Origin of the sequence: Amycolatopsis saalfeldensis (assembly GCF_900110575.1) — a bacterium.
GTDB lineage: Bacteria > Actinomycetota > Actinomycetes > Mycobacteriales > Pseudonocardiaceae > Amycolatopsis > Amycolatopsis saalfeldensis.
In genome coordinates this window covers 171,647-188,477 of sequence record NZ_FOEF01000014.1, presented here as the reverse complement: position 1 = coordinate 188,477, position 16,831 = coordinate 171,647, and the positions used below count along the sequence as shown (strand labels likewise).

At 72.5% G+C, this 16,831-nt stretch carries 16 protein-coding genes; 9 read left to right on the top strand and 7 right to left on the bottom strand.

Features of this window, described 5'->3' with window-relative positions; all coding sequences use genetic code 11:
* Positions 1–5 precede the first annotated feature (5 nt).
* Positions 6–302, bottom strand: coding sequence for a hypothetical protein (locus BMY97_RS28705; RefSeq protein WP_091622560.1), 297 nt, complete (start codon positions 300–302; stop codon positions 6–8).
* Between the two features lie 106 nt (positions 303–408).
* Between BMY97_RS28705 and BMY97_RS28700 the strand changes: the two genes are divergently transcribed.
* From BMY97_RS28700 to BMY97_RS28690, 3 genes are read left to right on the top strand one after another with little or no spacing between them, the layout of a single operon-like run.
* A complete protein-coding gene (locus BMY97_RS28700; RefSeq protein ID WP_091622381.1) occupies positions 409–1,029 on the top strand; it encodes a pentapeptide repeat-containing protein in 621 nt (206 codons plus the stop codon).
* 34 nt (positions 1,030–1,063) lie between these two features.
* Complete coding sequence (locus BMY97_RS28695) at positions 1,064–1,663, top strand: sulfite oxidase-like oxidoreductase (protein ID WP_091622379.1); 600 nt, start codon at positions 1,064–1,066, stop codon at positions 1,661–1,663.
* Complete coding sequence (locus BMY97_RS28690; protein ID WP_091622376.1) at positions 1,633–2,376, top strand: ferredoxin reductase; 744 nt, start codon at positions 1,633–1,635, stop codon at positions 2,374–2,376. The genes BMY97_RS28695 and BMY97_RS28690 overlap by 31 nt, the downstream gene beginning before the upstream one ends.
* Positions 2,377–2,387: 11 nt before the next feature.
* On the opposite strand, the gene BMY97_RS28685 is transcribed toward BMY97_RS28690, so the two are convergent.
* From BMY97_RS28685 to BMY97_RS28675, 3 genes are read right to left on the bottom strand one after another with little or no spacing between them, the layout of a single operon-like run.
* Entirely contained in the window at positions 2,388–3,224 is an 837-nt protein-coding gene (locus tag BMY97_RS28685) for a GNAT family N-acetyltransferase (RefSeq protein ID WP_091622373.1), read from the bottom strand.
* 44 nt (positions 3,225–3,268) lie between these two features.
* Complete coding sequence (locus BMY97_RS28680) at positions 3,269–5,779, bottom strand: helix-turn-helix transcriptional regulator (RefSeq protein ID WP_091622370.1); 2,511 nt, start codon at positions 5,777–5,779, stop codon at positions 3,269–3,271.
* Positions 5,776–6,918 (bottom strand): Hsp70 family protein, encoded by a 1,143-nt coding sequence (locus BMY97_RS28675; RefSeq protein ID WP_091622368.1) that lies wholly within the window; start codon positions 6,916–6,918, stop codon positions 5,776–5,778. Before BMY97_RS28675 ends, BMY97_RS28680 begins: the two co-directional genes overlap by 4 nt.
* Before the next feature lie 310 nt (positions 6,919–7,228).
* On the opposite strand from BMY97_RS28675, the gene BMY97_RS28670 reads away from it, so the two are divergent.
* The 3 genes from BMY97_RS28670 (at position 7,229) to BMY97_RS28660 (ending at position 11,479) form a co-directional block, all read left to right on the top strand.
* Positions 7,229–8,413, top strand: coding sequence for an IniB N-terminal domain-containing protein (locus BMY97_RS28670; protein ID WP_091622365.1), 1,185 nt, complete (start codon positions 7,229–7,231; stop codon positions 8,411–8,413).
* A 97-nt stretch (positions 8,414–8,510) separates the two neighbouring features.
* The gene (locus BMY97_RS28665) at positions 8,511–10,283 is read left to right on the top strand and encodes a dynamin family protein (RefSeq protein WP_177231591.1); all 1,773 of its coding nucleotides are present in this window, start codon (positions 8,511–8,513) and stop codon (positions 10,281–10,283) included.
* Entirely contained in the window at positions 10,280–11,479 is a 1,200-nt protein-coding gene (locus tag BMY97_RS28660; protein ID WP_091622360.1) for a P-loop NTPase family protein, read from the top strand. Before BMY97_RS28665 ends, BMY97_RS28660 begins: the two co-directional genes overlap by 4 nt.
* 5 nt (positions 11,480–11,484) lie before the next feature.
* On the opposite strand, the gene BMY97_RS28655 is transcribed toward BMY97_RS28660, so the two are convergent.
* Positions 11,485–11,886: a TIGR03618 family F420-dependent PPOX class oxidoreductase gene (locus BMY97_RS28655; RefSeq protein WP_091622358.1), complete on the bottom strand. Its 402-nt coding sequence runs from the start codon at positions 11,884–11,886 to the stop codon at positions 11,485–11,487.
* A gap of 16 nt (positions 11,887–11,902) precedes the next feature.
* Positions 11,903–13,123 (bottom strand): FAD-dependent monooxygenase, encoded by a 1,221-nt coding sequence (locus BMY97_RS28650; RefSeq protein ID WP_177231590.1) that lies wholly within the window; start codon positions 13,121–13,123, stop codon positions 11,903–11,905.
* 106 nt (positions 13,124–13,229) lie between these two features.
* On the opposite strand from BMY97_RS28650, the gene BMY97_RS28645 reads away from it, so the two are divergent.
* Positions 13,230–13,850 carry a TetR/AcrR family transcriptional regulator gene (locus BMY97_RS28645; RefSeq protein ID WP_091622352.1) on the top strand — a complete coding sequence of 207 codons (621 nt, stop codon included), beginning with the start codon at positions 13,230–13,232 and terminating at the stop codon, positions 13,848–13,850.
* Here BMY97_RS28645 and BMY97_RS28640 read toward each other — a convergent pair.
* Complete coding sequence (locus BMY97_RS28640) at positions 13,808–14,788, bottom strand: Gfo/Idh/MocA family protein (protein WP_091622350.1); 981 nt, start codon at positions 14,786–14,788, stop codon at positions 13,808–13,810. The genes BMY97_RS28645 and BMY97_RS28640 overlap by 43 nt on opposite strands.
* A 98-nt stretch (positions 14,789–14,886) precedes the next feature.
* Here BMY97_RS28640 and BMY97_RS28635 point away from each other — a divergent pair, with 98 nt between their 5' ends.
* Together BMY97_RS28635 and BMY97_RS28630 are read left to right on the top strand one after the other, a co-directional pair.
* On the top strand, positions 14,887–15,846 hold the full coding sequence (locus tag BMY97_RS28635) for an ABC transporter substrate-binding protein (RefSeq protein ID WP_091622347.1): 960 nt from the start codon (positions 14,887–14,889) through the stop codon (positions 15,844–15,846).
* The gene (locus BMY97_RS28630) at positions 15,833–16,726 is read left to right on the top strand and encodes an amino acid ABC transporter permease (protein ID WP_091622345.1); all 894 of its coding nucleotides are present in this window, start codon (positions 15,833–15,835) and stop codon (positions 16,724–16,726) included. The genes BMY97_RS28635 and BMY97_RS28630 overlap by 14 nt, the downstream gene beginning before the upstream one ends.
* Positions 16,727–16,831: the final 105 nt, after the last annotated feature.

Genomic DNA, 16,831 nt, shown 5'->3' with positions numbered 1-16,831 from the left:
CACCGTCACCGGCCGACCAGCCGGGCGACGATGCCGCTGACCACCAGCCAGAACACCGCGGCCAGGCCGTAATTGAGGATCACGGCCAGATCGGCGTTGGACACCGGGAACAGGCCCGGCCAGAACAACGCGAGCGGGTCCGCCAATGATCGGATGAAAACGAAGAAGCCGTTCGCCGCGTTGGCGCCGGCGAGCAGCATCACCAGGTAGAGCACTTCGATGAACGCGAAGAGCGCGCCTATTCCGGTGATCACTCGAGCAGCACTGGTGTGGGTTCTGGTGGAGCCTCGCCATCTGGACATGCCGGTGAAATTCCACCGCGAGGTGACGCTGAAACGCGTCACCCGGCAAGTTGCGCCGATTGGCGGGGTGGTTTTGCTCCCCGTCACCGGCGGTTAGGCTGATCCCGTGCCCGAAGCCGCCCAGGAACCAGCCGAGCCCGTGCAGGAGGAACGGACCTTCCGGCGCGAGGACTGGTACGGCGAGGAGTTCACCGGCCGGCGGTTCGTGCGGTGTGAATTCCACGAGATCGACCTCACGGAGTCGGTCACCCGCGGGGCGACGTTCACCGACTGTGTGTTCGGCAACGTGCGGTTCAACGCGTCTCGGCACTTCCAGTCGGCGTTCACCGGGTGCAGTTTCAAGCGCTGCAACCTGTTCGACGCCGAGTTCACCGGCTGCAAGCTGGTCGGCAGCCGCTTCGAGGAGTGTTCGCTGCGGCCGTTGCAGGTGAGCGGAGGAGACTGGTCGTTCGTCGGGCTGGTGCGGGCCGATCTGCGCGGGGTGACGTTCGAACGGGTGCGCATGCGGGAGGCCGACCTCGCCTGGGCGGACGGCACCGACGCCGTTTTCTCCGACGTCGACCTTTCGGGCGCGGACCTGGGCAACGTCAAGCTCGCCCGCGCCGAGCTGCGCGGCAGCGACCTCTCCTCGCTCGACCCGACGCAGGCGGAGCTGGCCGAGGCGATCGTCTCGCCGGAACAGGCCACGGTGCTCGTGACCTCGCTCGGCCTGCACGTGCGCGGGTAGGCTTTCCGGCGAGGGCAAGGGAAAGGAGCACCGGATGGGCGTCGTCACGCCGGGGTTCACCGGTCGCGCGCGCAGCGGTGACCCGCGGCTGCCGCCGGGACAGTACCTCGCGCAGGACTTCCCGGTGCTGTCCGCCGGTCCGACCCCCCGGGTCCGCACGGAGGGCTGGGAGTTCACCGTCGTCACGGAAAGCGGCGAGAAACGGGCGTGGTCCTGGCGGGAGCTGCTCGCGCTGCCGAGTGAGAAGTTCACTGTGGACATCCACTGTGTCACGCAGTGGTCCAAACTGGACACCCGCTGGCGCGGCGTGCGGGTGGAGACGCTCATCGGCGACCTCACCACCTCCGCCGACTACGTCATGGCCCGCTCCTACGGCGGCTACACCACGAACCTGCCCCTGGCCGACCTGCTCGACGGCCAGGCCTGGGTCGCCTACGAGTACAACGGCAAACCGCTGACGCCCGAGCACGGCGGGCCCGCCCGGCTGCTGGTGCCGCACCTGTACTTCTGGAAGTCGGCGAAGTGGGTGCGCGGTCTGCAGCTCACCACCAAGGACGACCCGGGGTTCTGGGAGACTGCGGGCTACCACGACTACGGAGACCCATGGCGGGAACAGCGGTATCAGGGCGATTAGCGTGGCGCGTCGCCCGCCTCGCCGAGGCCCGGCCGGAGACGCCGACGGCCCGCACGCTCGTCTTCGACATCCCCGGCTGGCCGGGCCACCTCGCGGGCCAGCACGTGGACGTCCGGCTCACCGCCGCGGACGGTTACACCGCGCAGCGCAGCTATTCCCTCGCCGCGCCGGCCGACGGTGACCGGGTGGAGCTGACGGTCCAGCGAGTGCCCGGCGGTGAGGTCTCCGAACACCTCACCGGCCGGTACGCGGTCGGCGACCCGGTGGAGATCCGCGGCCCGGTCGGCGGCTGGTTCGTCTGGCGCCCCGCCGACCCGGCGCCCGTCCTGCTGGTCGCGGGCGGCTCCGGCATCGTCCCGCTGATCGCGATGATCCGCGCCCGCCGCGCGGCGGGCAGCAAGGCGCTGTTCCGGCTCGTCTACTCCCTGCGCACGCCGGCCGAGCGGTATTACGCCGAGGAACTCCGCCGCCCGGTCGCGGGGCTGGACGTCACGTACGTCTACACACGCGAGCTGCCCGAGGGCCAATCCGGCATCCCGCGCCGGATCAACGTCGCCACGCTCAACACGGCGGCCTGGCCGGCGGACTTCGGGCCGACCACGTACGTCTGCGGCCCGACCGGCTTCGTCGAAACCGTGGCCGACATCCTGCTCGCGCTGGGCCACGACCCGCACACCATCCGCACCGAACGCTTCGGCCCCAGCCGCGACTGACGGCTCCGGCCCTAGGAGAAGTCGTAGCCGGCGAAGTCGGTGATCCGGGCGTACCCGATCCGCCGGTAGAGGGCGTTGCTGGTGGCGTTGGCCGGATCCGTGTACAGGACGACGTCCCGCGCGCCCGCGGCCAGCGCGGCCCTGCTCACCTCGACGGTCACGGCGCCCGCGTAACCGTGGCCCCGCAGCTGGGCCGGGGTGTAGACCGGGTCCACCCGGACCATGCCGGCGATCATCGAGGTCCTGGCCGCGAGGGAGACCGGGGTTCCGTCCGGGGCCTCCCAGAACGTGAAATGCCGGTCGGCGAAGCGTGAGCTTTCCCACGAATCGGCCGGGACTTCCCCGACCTCGGTGACGAACTCATTGCACAAGCGGATGAGCTGCGCGCGGTCTGGCTCGCCCGCAGCGCGTCCCCGGCCCGCCGGGCGGGGCTCCGGCGGGGTGAGCGTGCCGAGCCGGTACAGGTGCAATCGCTGGCCCGGCGTCGGCGATGCGTTCGTGCGCTGGTGCCAGGCCTCGGCGAACGCAGCGGCCGTGTCGTGCTCCGCGGTGACGCCGGAGAGCGCGTGGCCGAGCCCGGCCAGGTACTCGGCGAGGCGGCCCGTCTGCCCGGGGGAGAGGGGAGTGAGGCCCAGCCGGAGGGACGGGCGGAGGTAGAAGACAGCGCTGACCTCGCCCGCTCGCTCCAGCCGGCCGAAGACGGTGCCGTCGGCGCCCCCGGCCGCTCGCAGCTTCTCGATCAGGGTCAGCGGCGTGTTGTGCAGGGCCGCCCGCGAGTGCAGGAAGCCGCGGGCTCGGGCGAGGAACTCGTCGACGTCTTCGGTCAGGTGCCAGGCATCGGTGGGCATGCCGCATGGTCCCCGACGCACGCGGCGGCGCGCCCGGGAATCGCTCAGGACGGGTCGGGCTTGGTCAGCAGTTCGCGGAGGGTGGCGAGCAGTTCACGGCGGTCGGTGGCGCCCAGTTTGCCCCGGATGCGGGCCATGTGGTGCTCCACGGTCTTGCCCGAGATGAAGAGCTTGCTGCCGGCCTGTTTGTAGGTCAGGCCTTCGACGACCAGCCGCGCGACTTCCAGCTCGCGTTCGCTCAACGCGCTCAGGCCGGCACCCGCCGTGGGCTCCGGGACGTGGGACTCGCGCCGGTTCGTGATGCCCTGGAACTGGCGGGCGGCTTCCAGCAGCTGCACCATCGCCTTGCGGTCGGACGTGCGGATCGCGGCCTGGCCCGCCAGGCGCGCCGCGTCCCAGCCGAGGCCCAGCTCGTGCAGCTCGGCGGCGGCCGCGGAGATGGTGTCGGGCTCGAAGGTGCCGCTCAGGACGGCGAGCCAGCACGACGCCGCCCGCGCGAGCGCCGACGGGTAACGGCCGCAGTCCGCGAAGCCCGCCAGCGCCGTCAGCTGCTTCTCGACGGTGGCGCGGTCCTCCAGCGTGATGGCCGCGTGCAGCTCGTGCCAGCACAGCGAAACCGTCCACAATGGAGGGTTGGCGAGGCGGTCGAGCATCTCGTGGGCGCGTTCGAGCTGACGGGCGAGCTTCGCGTGCGCGCCGGTGCGCGCGGCGGCGATCGCCAGCTCACCCAGCGGCAGCAGGGTGAACAGGTCGGTCTGCTGCCGCATCGACGCCTGGTACGCGCGGTCCCACGACCGCTGCAGCCCGACGAGGTCGCTCGCCCGGCGCGCCAGCCCCAGCTCCAGCGTCGCGAAGAACAGCTCGTCCCTGGCCTCGAGCCGGCCGGACGCGGCGACGGCGTTCCGGTGCTCGTCGGCCGTGCTCAGGTTGCCCGCCGTCATCGCGACCCAGCCGAGCAACAGGCGGTGCCGCGTCGCCAGCAGGTCGCCGCCGACTTCGCTGGCGAGCGCGCGCGTGAGCACGGACTCGGCGAGCCCCAGCTCACCGGTGTGCAGCCCGACGATCGCCGCGAGCGCGGCCGGGCTGTCCGGCAACGGCGCGCCGCCCCCGGACGGCTCCAGCATCGCCGCCGCCCCGACCAGCGTCGACAGGCTTTCGGTCCCGTGCCCGGTCACCGACTCGGCGATCCCGTCCGCCGTGCGGCTCGCCGCGCCCGCGAACAGCGTCGGCGCCATCCCGGGCGCCGGCGTCCGCAGCACTTCCCGCGCACCGGCCAGCTCGCCGGTCCCGACCAGCGCGATCGCGGCAAACGCGTTCACCGCGCCCTGTCCCGTCCACCGGTACCCCTCGCCCGCGGAGGGCGAAGGGCCGGTGAAGTCGTCCGCACCGTCAGCGCTGTCGGGGTTCGGCTCCGCGGCGCAGAGACCCGCCCAGCGGTACAGCTCGGCGCTGCGGGCAAGTTCGCCGCGGTGGGCGAGGACGGTGGCGGCGATCTCGGCGCCCGCGGCCCGGGTGTCGAGGTCGGCAGCGCTCAGCATGCCGTCGCCGAGGCGCAGGGCGGTGTCGAGGTCGCCGGACAACGCGGCGGCGCGGGCCCAGCCCGTGGTCACCAGCGCGTCGCGCGTGCCAGCCTCCGAAGCGGCTTCGTACAGGCTCGCGGCCAGCTTCGCATCAGTCGGCAGGGCTTCGCCCGCAGCGGCGGCGAAGGCGGCGGCCGCGCTGGAGCCGGAGCTTCCCGTGTCCAGCAACGACTTCGCGAGTTCCAGCACCGGCAGGCCGTTGCGCAGCTGCAGCTCCACCAGCTGCTGCAACGCCGTCAGCCGCCGCGCCGGGGGGCCGTACGTGCGGACGGCCTCGGCGGCCACGGGGAGTAGCGCGTCCTCGGCGTCGAGCAGACCGGTGGCGCGGGCGCCGTCGACGATCTCCGGCAGCCGGTCCGGCGAACGGCCGAGCAGCGCGCACAACAGGTCCAGGTTCCGGCCCGCGCCGGCCTCGGCGGCGATGAGGTACCGCAGCACGTCTTCGTCCAGCTCGGCCAGTTCGGCGCGGAAGTCCGACAGCCGGCCGGTCACCACGCGCTCCACCAGCCGCGGGACCCCGCCGGTGCGGGTGTGCAGCGCGGCGGCCGTCTTCGCGTCGACGGACCGGCCGGTGAGCTGCCGGGCCAGCGCGGCCACCTCGTCGGGGCCCAGCGGCGTCAGCACGATCTGCGGTGCCTGCCGCCCGAACGCCTCGCCGAGCGTGCGCAACGCCTCCGAACCGGCGTTCGGCCGATGGGCCAGCACGATCGGGCCCTCGGCGGTGGTCGCGAGCGTGCTCAGTCTCGCCAGGTCCTCTTCGCCGAGCTGGTCGGCGTCGTCGACGAGGGTCGCCTCGACGCCGGCCGCGCGGTAACCGCGGTCGAGGGCGCCGAGCAGCGCGGTCTTGCCGTAGCCGCCGGGGGCGACGACAACCAGCCTCGCGGGTGTCGCGGGGGCATCGGCCAGCTCGGCGAGGAGCCGGCGAGCGACGGGGTGGACGGCTTCGGTGCCGGTTTTCGCCAGCAGTGCGTTCAACAGTGACCTTCACCGGTGGGGGCCGCGCCGGGGCGGGCGCAGGAGCTCAGGGTGGCGGAGTGGGGCGGGGTGTTTCCCTTGTCTGCGGTGGCTTCGTGGGACGACAGGGTGGCGATCAGGACGGAGGAGCCGATCGCGAGGACCGCGGCTGCGGCGGCGAGCGGTCGCCACCGCTTGAGCAGCTTCGCGGCCCCTTCCGGCTCGGGCAGCTCGAACGGCTTGATGTCGACCGGCGGCCGGGCGGGCCGCTCGGTCAGCTCGGGCGGGTGGTCGACACGGGGCAGCAGGGTGGTCTCGGCGGCCGGCCGCTCCCGCCGCGAGGGCGGGCTCGTCCGTTGGGCGGCGAGGCTACTCGCCCCGAACGCCGCCGTCAGCGCCGGCCGGGGACCGGCGAACACGGGGCAGGGCAGCCGGCCCGGCAGCGCGCCCGGGCCGGGCTCGCCGCAGAACACGATGCCCGCCAACGAATCCGGCGTGACCGAAGCGGAGTGCGCGAGTGCGAAAGCAGTGCTCACGGCGGCCGCGGGGGCGACGCCCTCGGTGCTCGTCCGCGACACCCAGCCGCTCGCGCCGGACGCCGTCGCGAGGGTGACCGTGACGCCGTCGGGGCCGAATTCGCAGACGGCCGCGGTCTGGTCGCCCGCGCCGGGCTCCGGCAGGTGCGCGTACAGCGCCGCGATCGAGCCGGGCAGCAGCGTCACCGCCGTGAACCCCGATTCGGCCAGCGCGCGGCGAAGCAGGTCCCGCCGGTAGTCGCCCCAGTCGCCGGGGTGGGTCACCACGAGATGGCGGGGCGTGCCGCCGAACTGCGTGGCCGCGTGCTCCGCGATGCCCTCGACGAGCACGGTGGTCAGTGATTCGGGCGAGAACGCGTCGGCCTCGATCAGCATCGGCACGTCGTCGCCGATCCGCCGGTGGAACCCGGTGAGCAGGCGCGACGGCACGGCGGCCCCGGCGCGCGCGGCGGCATCGCCGGTCAGCAGGTAGCCCTCGTCGTCGAGGAACAGCGCGGACGCGGCAGCGGGGGTCTGCTCACCCAGCCACAGCGGTTCGGGGGCCTCCCAGCCGTCTCCTCGCCGGAGACGGGTGGCGGCGTGGGTCCGGGCGTGGGCGACATCGATGCCGAGCACGTAGGGCAACGCCGCTTCCTCCCTTCGTTGGACAGGGGGGCCGCCAATCGGCCTAAGGGACCACTAGGGGTAGTCCATCCTCACCCGTAAGGGTCATTCGAGCAAGCCAGACGGTGGGATTCGGCCCAACATCGGCTCGCCCGATCGAGCCCCTAACCCCCTAACGATCTCATATCGACTCCCTAACGGCTGAGCGAGTCGCGACTGGGAGTAAACCCCGATGTAGGCGGGGGTCCGGGGTCCCTACCTTGAGCGCCACCCAGACCGGAGACGGTCCGGTCAATCCCCCGTACAGACGAACAAATCTGGAGATCTCCCCATGGACCCGGTGCAGACCCTGCACGATTTCACGCTCAACCTGCTCGGCGACCCGGCCGCGCTGGCGTCGTTCGGCCAGGACCCGCAGGCCGCGCTGGCCGCCGCCGGCCTCGGTGACATCAGTGCCGCCGACGTGCACGAGGTCATGCCGCTCGTGCTCGACTACGTGCCGGTCGACAACCTGACCTCGCTCGGCCACCTGCCGCAGGCCGGCGACCTCACCGGGGTACTGGCCGACGGCCCGCAGGGCGCGATCGAGCAGCTCCAGGCGCTGACCGCGTCCTTCGGCCTGCCCGCCGTCGACGCCCCGTCGCTGCCGGCCCTGCCCGCCATCGGCGACCTGCCCGTCGGCGACCTGCCCGTGGGCGACCTGCCCATCGGCGCGGTCCCGGGCCTGCCCGCGCTGCCGGCCCTGCCGGGCGCGACCCTGCCGGCCCAGCCCGGCGTGCCCGCGATCCCGGCGCTGCCGGGCGTGCCCGCGCTGCCGGGCCTCGGCGAGGTGCAGAACACCGTCGCCGGCGTCACCGCGCTGGCGCAGAGCCCCGCCAGCTCGTTCTCCTTCGGCAACGACCTCTCCAACGGCCTCGACTCCGACGCCGTCGCGAAGGCCGGCGGCCTCGCCAACGGCGCGGCCTCGCAGGTCCAGCACCTGGGCGGCGACGTCGTCGGCGCGGTCGAGCACGCGTCCCCGGTGGACGTCAGCGGCTTGACCTCGCAGGTCCCGGACGTCAGCGGCCTGACCTCGCAGATCCCGGACGTCACCGGCGCCACCGCGCCGGTCGGCGACCTGGCCGGTCATCTGACCGAGGCCGGCGGCGGCATCGCGGGCCACGTCAGCGACCTGGCCGGTCACCTCACCGCGCCGGTCGGCCACCTGGCCGGGGCGCTCAGCCCCGCCGGCCTGGAGCACGCCGCCGGCAGCCTGGCCCACGGCGCGCAGTCGGCCGTGCCCACGCCGGACCTCGGCGAGCGGGCCGACAGCGGCACGGACGCGGTCCACACCGGCACCGACGCGGGCTACACCGGTGCCGACGCGGTCCACAGCGGCACCGACGCCGGTGTCGGCGCGGTGCACGACACCGTCTCGACGGTGACGGCCCCGCTGCACGACGCGCTGGGCGGCCTCGGCCTCCACGCCGGTGTCGAGTCGCAGCACGGTGGCGGCGACCTGCACCTTTCCCTCTGAGCAGAGGTCTGACGGAGGTGGCTCCGCGGTCTGGGTGCGACCGCGGAGCCACCACCCGGTTCGAATACTCCGCGTGCACGGGGGACACTGCTTGGTCGTGACCGCTCCACCTTGGCTCGAAGTGCTCGACGAGACCTTGGACGCCTGCCGGACGCACGGCCGCGAGGACCTGGCGCTACGCCTCCGCCGCCGCCGGGACCGGCCGTCCGGGGGGACCCGGGTTGCCGTGCTCGGCTTTCCGAAGCAGGGCAAGGGCTATCTCGTCAACGCGGTGCTGAACGCGCCGGTCTGCGCGGTCGGTGACGCGCCCACCCCGGCGGTGCCGGTCGAGATCGGCTACGCCGCCGAGCCGGCCGCCACGCTGATCGGGCGCGCCGAGGAGCGCATCCCGGTCGCCGTCGAGCGGATGACCGGTGAAGTCGGCGCGCGGCCCACGGGATCGTTGCGCCGCGTCGAAGTCGGCGTCCCGCGTGAGCTGCTCTCCGCGGGCCTGGTGCTTGTCGACACCCCCGCCATCGGCGATCCCCGCTCGGCCCGCACGGCGGCCGCCCTCGACGTCCTCGCCGACGCCGACGCCGTGATCCTCGTTTCCGACGCCACCACGGCGCTCAGCCCGGCCGAGCTGGCGCTGGCCCACCACGTCCGCACCTGGTGCCCGCACGTGATCCTGGCCCTGACCAAGGTCGACGTCTGCCCGAGCTGGCGCGCCGTCGCCGAGGAGGACCGCACGGCGCTGTCCGGCGCCGGCATCGACGCGCGGGTGCTGCCCGTCTCGGCCACGGTCCGCCAGGCCGCGGCGAAAACGGGGGACCAGGAGCTGAATGCCCGCTCCGGTTTCCCGGAACTGCTGTCGTGGATCGCCGAACAGGTCGCGCGCCCGGCGGAGCGGTCGAGCGCGCTGCTCGCCGCGGTGAGTGTGCGGGCCGCGGCCGCGGAGCTGGTCGAGACGCTGCGCACCCGCGCCGAGGCGGCGGGAAAGGACGCGGGCGTCGACCAGACCACGTTGCTGCACCGCGCCCAGCGCAAGGCCGACGACCTGCGCAGGCGCAACACCCGCTGGCAGAACCTGCTCTCCGACGAGATCGCCGACCTGATGTCGGACGCCGAGTACGACCTGCGTGAGCGGACCCGGCACATCGTCGAGGTCATCGACGAGACCTTCGACCGCGGCGACCCGATCAAGCTGTGGGACGAGTTCGGGCCGTGGCTCGACGACACGCTCGCCAAGGCCGTCGAGACGAACTACACCTGGGCCGCCGAGCGGGCGGAGTGGATCGCGCAGGCCGTCGCGGTGAGCTTCGGGGAGCAGTACGACCAGCCGGACCTGAGGCTCGCGGATTCCGGGTCCGACCTGATCGGCGAGGTCCGCCAGCCGCGCATCGAGCGGTTCAAGATCGGCCAGAAGCTGTTCACCGGCCTGCGCGGCTCGTACGGCGGTGTGCTGATGTTCGGCCTGATCACCAATCTCGCCGGGCTGACGCTGCTCAACCCGATCTCGCTGACCGCGGGCGCGGCGTTCGCCGCCAAGACGATCAGCGACGAGGGCGGCATGCGGCTGCAGCGACGGCAGGCCGTGGCGAAGATGACCGCCCAGCGCCACGTCGACGACGTCTTCCTGCGGTTCAGCAAGGACTGCCGCGACTCGATCCGCGGTGTGCAGCGGAAACTGCGTGACCACTTCACCGCGCTCGCCGACGATCTGTCCGAGCAGCTGGCGCGGGAGCGCGAGACGATCATCGCGGGGTCGGCGGAGCGGGAGCGCCGGACCGTCCGGCTGCGGCGGGAGATCGAGCGGCTCGCTTCTCTGCACCAGCGTGCCGGGGAGCTGGGCCTGCTCGCGGGCCGCGCGCCACGGGAGCTGCCCGCGTGACCGAGGACGTCCGGGGCCTGCTGGCCGACGCTTTTTCGCTCTACCGCGACAGTCCGCGTGCGGCCGGGCTGCTGCGTGAGGCGCTGGAGCACCTCGAACAGCCGTTGCGCGTCGGCATCACCGGCGCGGCCGGCACGGGGAAGTCGACGCTCGCGGCGGCACTCGGCGACTGGCCGACGCGGGCGTTACGCGATCTCGCGCTGCTCGACGATCCGCCGCCGGGCACGCTCACCGATGCCACCGTCCGGCTGTTCCGGCACCTCGAGCCGGACGAGCTGGCGGCGGCGCTTCCCCCGGCGCGGTCGGCGTTCGCGCGCCAGACGGCCGTGGACACGGTCCTGGTGCTCGCGCGCGCCGACGAGACGGGCGCGGGCCGTATCGACGCGCTTCTCACCGCGAAGCAGCTCGCGCGGCGCGCGTGGCGCGAGGACCCGCTGTGCAGCGGGTCCCAGGGCGTGATCGCCGTTGCCGGCCAGCTCGCGTACGGGGCGCGCGCGTTCGACGACGACGAGTTCGAGCTGCTGGCCGCTTTCGCCGCTGTGCCACGCGAAGAGCTGGAGCGGTACCTGATTTCGGTGGACTCCTTCACCGATCCGGCGTTTCCCGGGCCGGTGTCGGTGGATACGCGGCGCTCGCTGGTGTCGCGCTTCGGCCTGTTCGGTGTGCGGCTGGCCCTCACGCTGATCCGCACGGGCTCTGACAGCCAGCTGAAGCTGTCCGCGGAACTCGTGCGCCGCAGCGGGTTGGGTGAGCTTCGTGACACGATCGCGGGCTGTTTCGCCGCGCGCGCCGACGCGTTGAAGGCGCGCACCGCGGTGGTGCGGCTGGAAACCGTGCTGCAGGCCGAACCCCGTCCGCACGGCGACCGGCTGGCCGCGCGCGTCGAGCGCTTCGCCGCCACCGCGCACGACTTCCGCGAGCTGCGCCTGATCGCCGACATCCGCGGCGGCCGCACCGCGCTGTCCGGCGACCCGGCGGAAGAGGCGGTGCAGCTGCTGGGCGCGCAGGGCACGACGCCGGAGGAACGGCTGGGCCTCGCTCCCGACGCCGACCCGCGCGAGGTCTACGCCGCGGGCATCGACGCCGTCCGCCGCTGGCGCCACGAAGCCGAACGCCCGGACCGCCCGCCGGCCGAGCGTGCCGCCGCGCACGTGGTGGTGCGCAGCGCCGAAGGGCTGCTGGCGCTGTTCGCCTGACGGGTTCAGGCGTTCCCGAGCACGCGCTTGACGGCGATCTCCAGCACCACCCGCTGCGGATTCGGCTTGGGCTGCCGATACCGCGCGGCGTAACGGTTCTCCGCGTCCTCGACGGACGCCGGATCGTCCTTGAGCGTCATTCGTCCCTCCAAAGTGGACCAACGCGGTCCCTCCAGCTGGCAGACGGCGGCGGCGACACCGGCTTCCCCGGCCGCGCGGACGAGCTTCGCCTTGTGGGAGCCGTCGAACGTGATGACCCGCGCGATGCCCGTCTCGAAGTCGACCGTGACCCCGACGGCGACGACGTGCGGGGTCCCGTCGGGGCGGACCGTGGTGAGGCTGGCGAGACGGCGTTCGGTCCAGAACAGGTGGAAGTCCTCGCCGCGGTCCGTGAGATCGATCTTCATGAGGTCACGGTATCGGTTACCCCACCGCGGCCGTTTTCGCCTGCGCTGACTGGTTTTCCGCGGTGCGTCCGTGCTCGGTGCCGGCGAAGGCCCGATTGATCACCGGGCGCAGGATCCGGGCTTGGAGGGTGCGCATGACCAAGGCGTTGAACCAGATGCCGAGCGCGGTCTTCGGCGCCGCGGCGGCCACCCGGCCGGGCGGGAGCTGCTGTGCGGAGACGACGCGAGGGCGCATCGCCGCCTCGAACGCCGCCAGTGCGGCGGGCACGGACTGAGCGTGCTCGCGCAACGCGGCGGCCAGCTCGGCCGCGCCGCGCAGGGCCAGCGCGGTGCCGAGCCCGCTCAGCGGGCTGGCCGACCAGGCGCTGTCGCCCAGCAGGACCACGCGACCCTCGTGCCAGCACTGCATGTGCACCTGGTCGAAGGTGTCCAGTGCGAAGTCGTCGGCCTCGCGGGCCGCGGCCAGGAATTCCTTCGCGCGCCAGCCGACGTCGGCGAAAGTGCGCTCCAGCAAGGCGATCTGGGCCTCGCGGTCGTGGCGCGACGGCAGCGTCTCGGCGGCGAAGGTCAGGCCGACCTCCTGCTGGCCGGGGTGGCCCGGGCGGGCCTCCACCATGCGGCGGCCGGGGGCGTTGTGCATCAGGAACCAGCCGTCCAGACCTGGCGTGCCGGGCTTTTCGGTGATGGTGAACCAGGCGTGCGCCAGGCCCAGCGGCCTGCGGTACGCCTCCTCGGGGCCGAACCGCAGCGCGCGCACCTTGGAGTGCGCGCCGTCCGCGCCGACCACCAGGTCGAACTCCTCCTCGCCGCCGGTGCGGAACCGCGCCAGCACGCGGTTTCCCCGGTCCTCCAACGCTTCCACCGTCTCACCGAAGCGGTGCGTGACGCCGGGGCCGGCCGCGTCGTGGATGATCCGGGCGAGGTCGGTGCGCAGCAGCTCCTCCTTCGACACCAGGCCCCGGCCGTCGAACGCCTCGACCGGCATCGCGGCCAGCCGCCGTTCGCCCGCGTCGATCCACGCCGCCCCGGCCTGCGGGATCAGGCAGCCGAGCGCCTGCTCCAGCAGGCCCGCCTGCGCCAGCACCGCACGGCTGTCCCCGCGCATGTCCACGGTCTGGCCACCCTTGCGCGGGGCCGGGGCGATCTCCGCGACCGTCACCGCCCAGCCGTCCCGCTCCAGCAACAGCGCGAGGGTGTCCCCCGCGATCCCTCCGCCGACGACAAGTGCACGTGCCACGACATGTCCTCCCTGCTCACGTAACCCGACCTTGATGCGAACGTTTCGCGTTAACGGTAGCCCTGGCGGAGGTGCTAACGCAATAGATTCGCGGTAGTGTGTCGGCATGGCGCAGGCAACCGGGGTGACCCGTCCCGGCGGGCGGACTGCCCGCACCCGTGAGGCCGTGCACGCGGCCACCCGTGAGCTGCTGGCGGAATCCGAGGACGGCACCGTCGAGATCGCCGAGGTGGCGGCCCGGTCCGGGGTGCACGTCGCCACGATCTACCGGCGCTGGCGCACTGCCGAGGGCCTGGTCATCGACACGATCGTCGACGAGCTGGCCACCCGGTCACCGCTGCCCGCGACCGGCGACCTGCGCGCCGATCTGCTGGTCTGGGCCACCAAGCTGCTCGCCGATCTCCGCAAGCCGGTCCAGCTGACCCTGGCCCGCGCCATGGTGAGGGCGGGCGAGGCCGGCGAGCAGGGCTCGGATGACGTCGCCCGGTTCTCCGAGCCCCGCATCCGCGAGATCGAGGCCACGCTGAAGGCCAGCGCCACCACCGCGATCGGCTGGCAGGACGTCTTCGAGATGGTGCTCGCCCCGGCGTACCTCTACGCGCTGATTTCCAGCCCGCTCGACCCGGAAGCCGACGCCGTCCGCCTGGTCGACAACCTCATCGCCGTGCACGACCAGCGCGCCGGTCAGGGCGTGGGAACCCGCGGTTCCAAGGCGGCGGCGCGGTAGATCCCGTCCACCACCGTCATCGTCTCGACGGCGTCTTCGGGCGGCGTGCTCACCGGGCCGTCGCGCAGCACCGCGTTCGCGAAGGCGTCCAACTGGTAGTCGTACGACGGGCGGTGCGGGAACCGCTCGGCGCGCCGCCCGCCCGGGCCCCGGACCGAAAGGCGGTGCCACAGCTGCGGGGAGATCGGGTTGATCGCCCGCACCTCGCCCCGGGAGCAGGTGACGCGGGCGGAAATGCGGAGCACGTCGGACGACCACAGGGAACAGCGCACCCGGCCGGTGGCGCCGGTGGGGAACTGAAGGGCGGCCGTCATCGCGCGGTCCACGCCGGGGGAGCGGAGCTTCGCGCTCGCCGAAACCACTTCCGGCGTCGAAGCCGCCAAAACGCGGGCCAAGTGGACGGCGTAGCAACCCGCGTCCATCGTCGCCCCGCCGGCCAGCGGGAGGCTGTAGCGGATGTCGGAGAAGCGGGGCAACGGGAAGCTCACCGCGGTCTCGACGTGCAGCACCGAGCCCAGCTCGCCCGAAGCCAGGATCTCCTCCATCCGCAGGGTGAACGGGTGGTACCGGTAGTGGAACGCCTCCATCACCACCAGGCCGGACGCCGCCGCGGCCTGCGCGACGGTGGCGGCCTCGTCCGCGTTGGCAGTAAAGGGTTTCTCGCACAGGACGTGCTTGCCCGCGGCCAGGGCGGCGAGCGTCCAGCGGCCGTGGAGGCCGTTGGGGGTGGGGTTGTAGACGGCGTCCAGTGACGGGTCCGCGAGGAGATCGTCGTACGTCGCGTGCACCTTCGGGATGCCGTGCTTCGCGGCGAACTCGGCGGCCCGCCGCGGGTCGCGCGCCGCGATGGCCGCGACCTCCACTTCGGCGTTGCCCCGCGCGGGCTTGACCAGCGCACTCGGCACGATCCCGGCTGCTCCCAGCACTCCGATCCGCATGCCGGAACCTTAGCGGCTCGGTGAATTTCAACTGACCGTTGACCTCTTCAACAGCGAGTTGTACCGTTCCCGGCATCACGACGCCCTGGAGGTCCCCGATGCCGTCGCCGTCCCGTTCCCGCACCTGGTTGACCGCTCTGCTCGGCGGTGCCCTCGTCCTGGTCACCTCGGCCTGCGGAGGTGGTCCCGACGGTGCCGGCGGGTCGCCGGCCGCGGGGAACAGCAAGTCCGCCATCCCGGACAACGCCGCGCTGATCACCGCCGTCAGGGCGGATCCGCAGCTCACGGCCGCCCTGCCGCCCGCCGTCGCGCAGGCCAAGACGCTGCACCTCGCGTCGAACATCCAGTCGGCGCCGAACAACTTCTACTCGGGCGACGGCAAAACGCCGATCGGCTACGAGGTGGACCTGGCCAAGGCGGTCGGCGCGAAGCTCGGCGTCACGGTGGCGTACCAGGACATGGCGTTCGGCTCGCTGATCACCAGCCTGCAGTCCGGCCGCGTCGACCTGACCATGGCCGCGATGAACGACACCAAGGAGCGCCAGCAGCAGATCGACTTCGTCGACTACTTCTCCTCCGGCATCACGATCATGGTCGCCAAGGGCAACCCCGACGGCATCACCGGGCCGGACACCTTGTGCGGCAAGAACGTCGCCGTCGTCCAGGGCACCAGCCACCAGAAGTTCGCCGCCGCGCAGAGCGCGAAGTGCACGCAGGCGGGCAAGCCGGCGATCACCGTCACGGCCACCGACAGCGACACTCAGAACCAGAACCAGCTGCGCACCCGCCGCGTCGCCGCGATCCTCAACGACCTGCCCAGCGCCGTCTACATCTCGCGCACGGCGGGCGAGGGAAAGTTCTTCGAGGTCGTGCCGGGCCAGCCGATCGAGGGCGGCCCGTACGGCATCGGCTTCACCAAGGCCAACACGAAGCTGCGCGACGCCGTGAAGCAGGCGCTCCAGTCCCTGATCGCCGACGGCACGTACGGCAAGATCCTCCAGTCCTGGGGTGTCGAGCAGGGCGCGGTGAAGGAGGCGGCCGTCAATGGCGGAAGCTGAGCCGCTGCCGATCGTCCGGCTGAAGCACTGGGGGCGCTGGGTCAGCGCGGTGGTCATCCTCGCGCTGCTGGTGCTGCTCGGGTTCGCGCTCGCGCAGGCCCAGATCGAGTGGAACTCGGTGCCGGACTTCGTGTTCTACCGCGTGATGGCGCTCGGCCTGCTCAACACCGTGGTGCTCGCGGTGATCTCGCAGGCCGTGGCGATCGTGCTCGGCATCCTGATCGCGTTGCTGCGCCGGAGCGCGAACCCGGTGGCGAAATGGTTCGCGGCGGCCTACATCTGGCTGTTCCGCGGTTTGCCGGTGCTGCTGCAGATCCTGATCTGGTACAACCTCGCGTTGATCTTCCCGACGATCTCGATCCCGCTGCCGTTCGGCGGCTACCTGCTCCACGAGCAGACGAACGTGCTGATCAGCGCGTTCACCGCGGCGTTGCTCGGGCTGGCGCTCAACGAGAGCGCGTACATGGCCGAGATCGTCCGCGCCGGGCTGAACAGTGTCGACAGTGGACAGACGGAGGCGGCGAAGTCCATCGGCATGACCCCCGGCGCCACGCTGCGCCGGGTGGTGCTGCCGCAGGCGATGCGCGTGATCATCCCGCCGACCGGCAACGACTTCATCAACATGCTCAAGGGCACGTCGATGGCGTCGGTGATCGGCGTGACCGAGCTGATCCACGCGGCGAACAACATCTCGTCCAACAACCTGCTGGTGATGGAGACGCTGATCGCGGCCGCGGTCTGGTACATGGTGGTGGTCACGGTCGCGGGGGTCGGCCAGCATTACCTGGAACGCGCGTTCGGCGCCTCGGACCGCGGGCCGGCCTCACGCGTCGGCAAGGCGCTGCGGGGAGTGCCGCTGGTGAGGAGTGCCCGTGTCTGAACCACTGCTGCGTGCCGTGGGCGTGCGCAAAACCTTCTTTTCGGGGGGTCCAGGGGGGCGTGCCACCCGGCGGGGGTCTGGGGGTTCGACCCCCAGGGGACACAG

What these genes read in the sequence shown, in the direction of transcription:
- BMY97_RS28705 (WP_091622560.1), bottom strand. Translation starts at nt 302, where the DNA reads ATGTCCAGATGGCGAGGCTCCACCAGAACCCACACCAGTGCTGCTCGA.
- BMY97_RS28695 (WP_091622379.1), top strand. Translation starts at nt 1,064, where the DNA reads ATGGGCGTCGTCACGCCGGGGTTCACCGGTCGCGCGCGCAGCGGTGAC.
- BMY97_RS28690 (WP_091622376.1), top strand. Translation starts at nt 1,633, where the DNA reads ATGGCGGGAACAGCGGTATCAGGGCGATTAGCGTGGCGCGTCGCCCGC.
- BMY97_RS28685 (WP_091622373.1), bottom strand. Translation starts at nt 3,224, where the DNA reads ATGCCCACCGATGCCTGGCACCTGACCGAAGACGTCGACGAGTTCCTC.
- BMY97_RS28670 (WP_091622365.1), top strand. Translation starts at nt 7,229, where the DNA reads ATGGACCCGGTGCAGACCCTGCACGATTTCACGCTCAACCTGCTCGGC.
- BMY97_RS28655 (WP_091622358.1), bottom strand. Translation starts at nt 11,886, where the DNA reads ATGAAGATCGATCTCACGGACCGCGGCGAGGACTTCCACCTGTTCTGG.
- BMY97_RS28645 (WP_091622352.1), top strand. Translation starts at nt 13,230, where the DNA reads ATGGCGCAGGCAACCGGGGTGACCCGTCCCGGCGGGCGGACTGCCCGC.
- BMY97_RS28640 (WP_091622350.1), bottom strand. Translation starts at nt 14,788, where the DNA reads ATGCGGATCGGAGTGCTGGGAGCAGCCGGGATCGTGCCGAGTGCGCTG.
- BMY97_RS28635 (WP_091622347.1), top strand. Translation starts at nt 14,887, where the DNA reads ATGCCGTCGCCGTCCCGTTCCCGCACCTGGTTGACCGCTCTGCTCGGC.
- BMY97_RS28630 (WP_091622345.1), top strand. Translation starts at nt 15,833, where the DNA reads ATGGCGGAAGCTGAGCCGCTGCCGATCGTCCGGCTGAAGCACTGGGGG.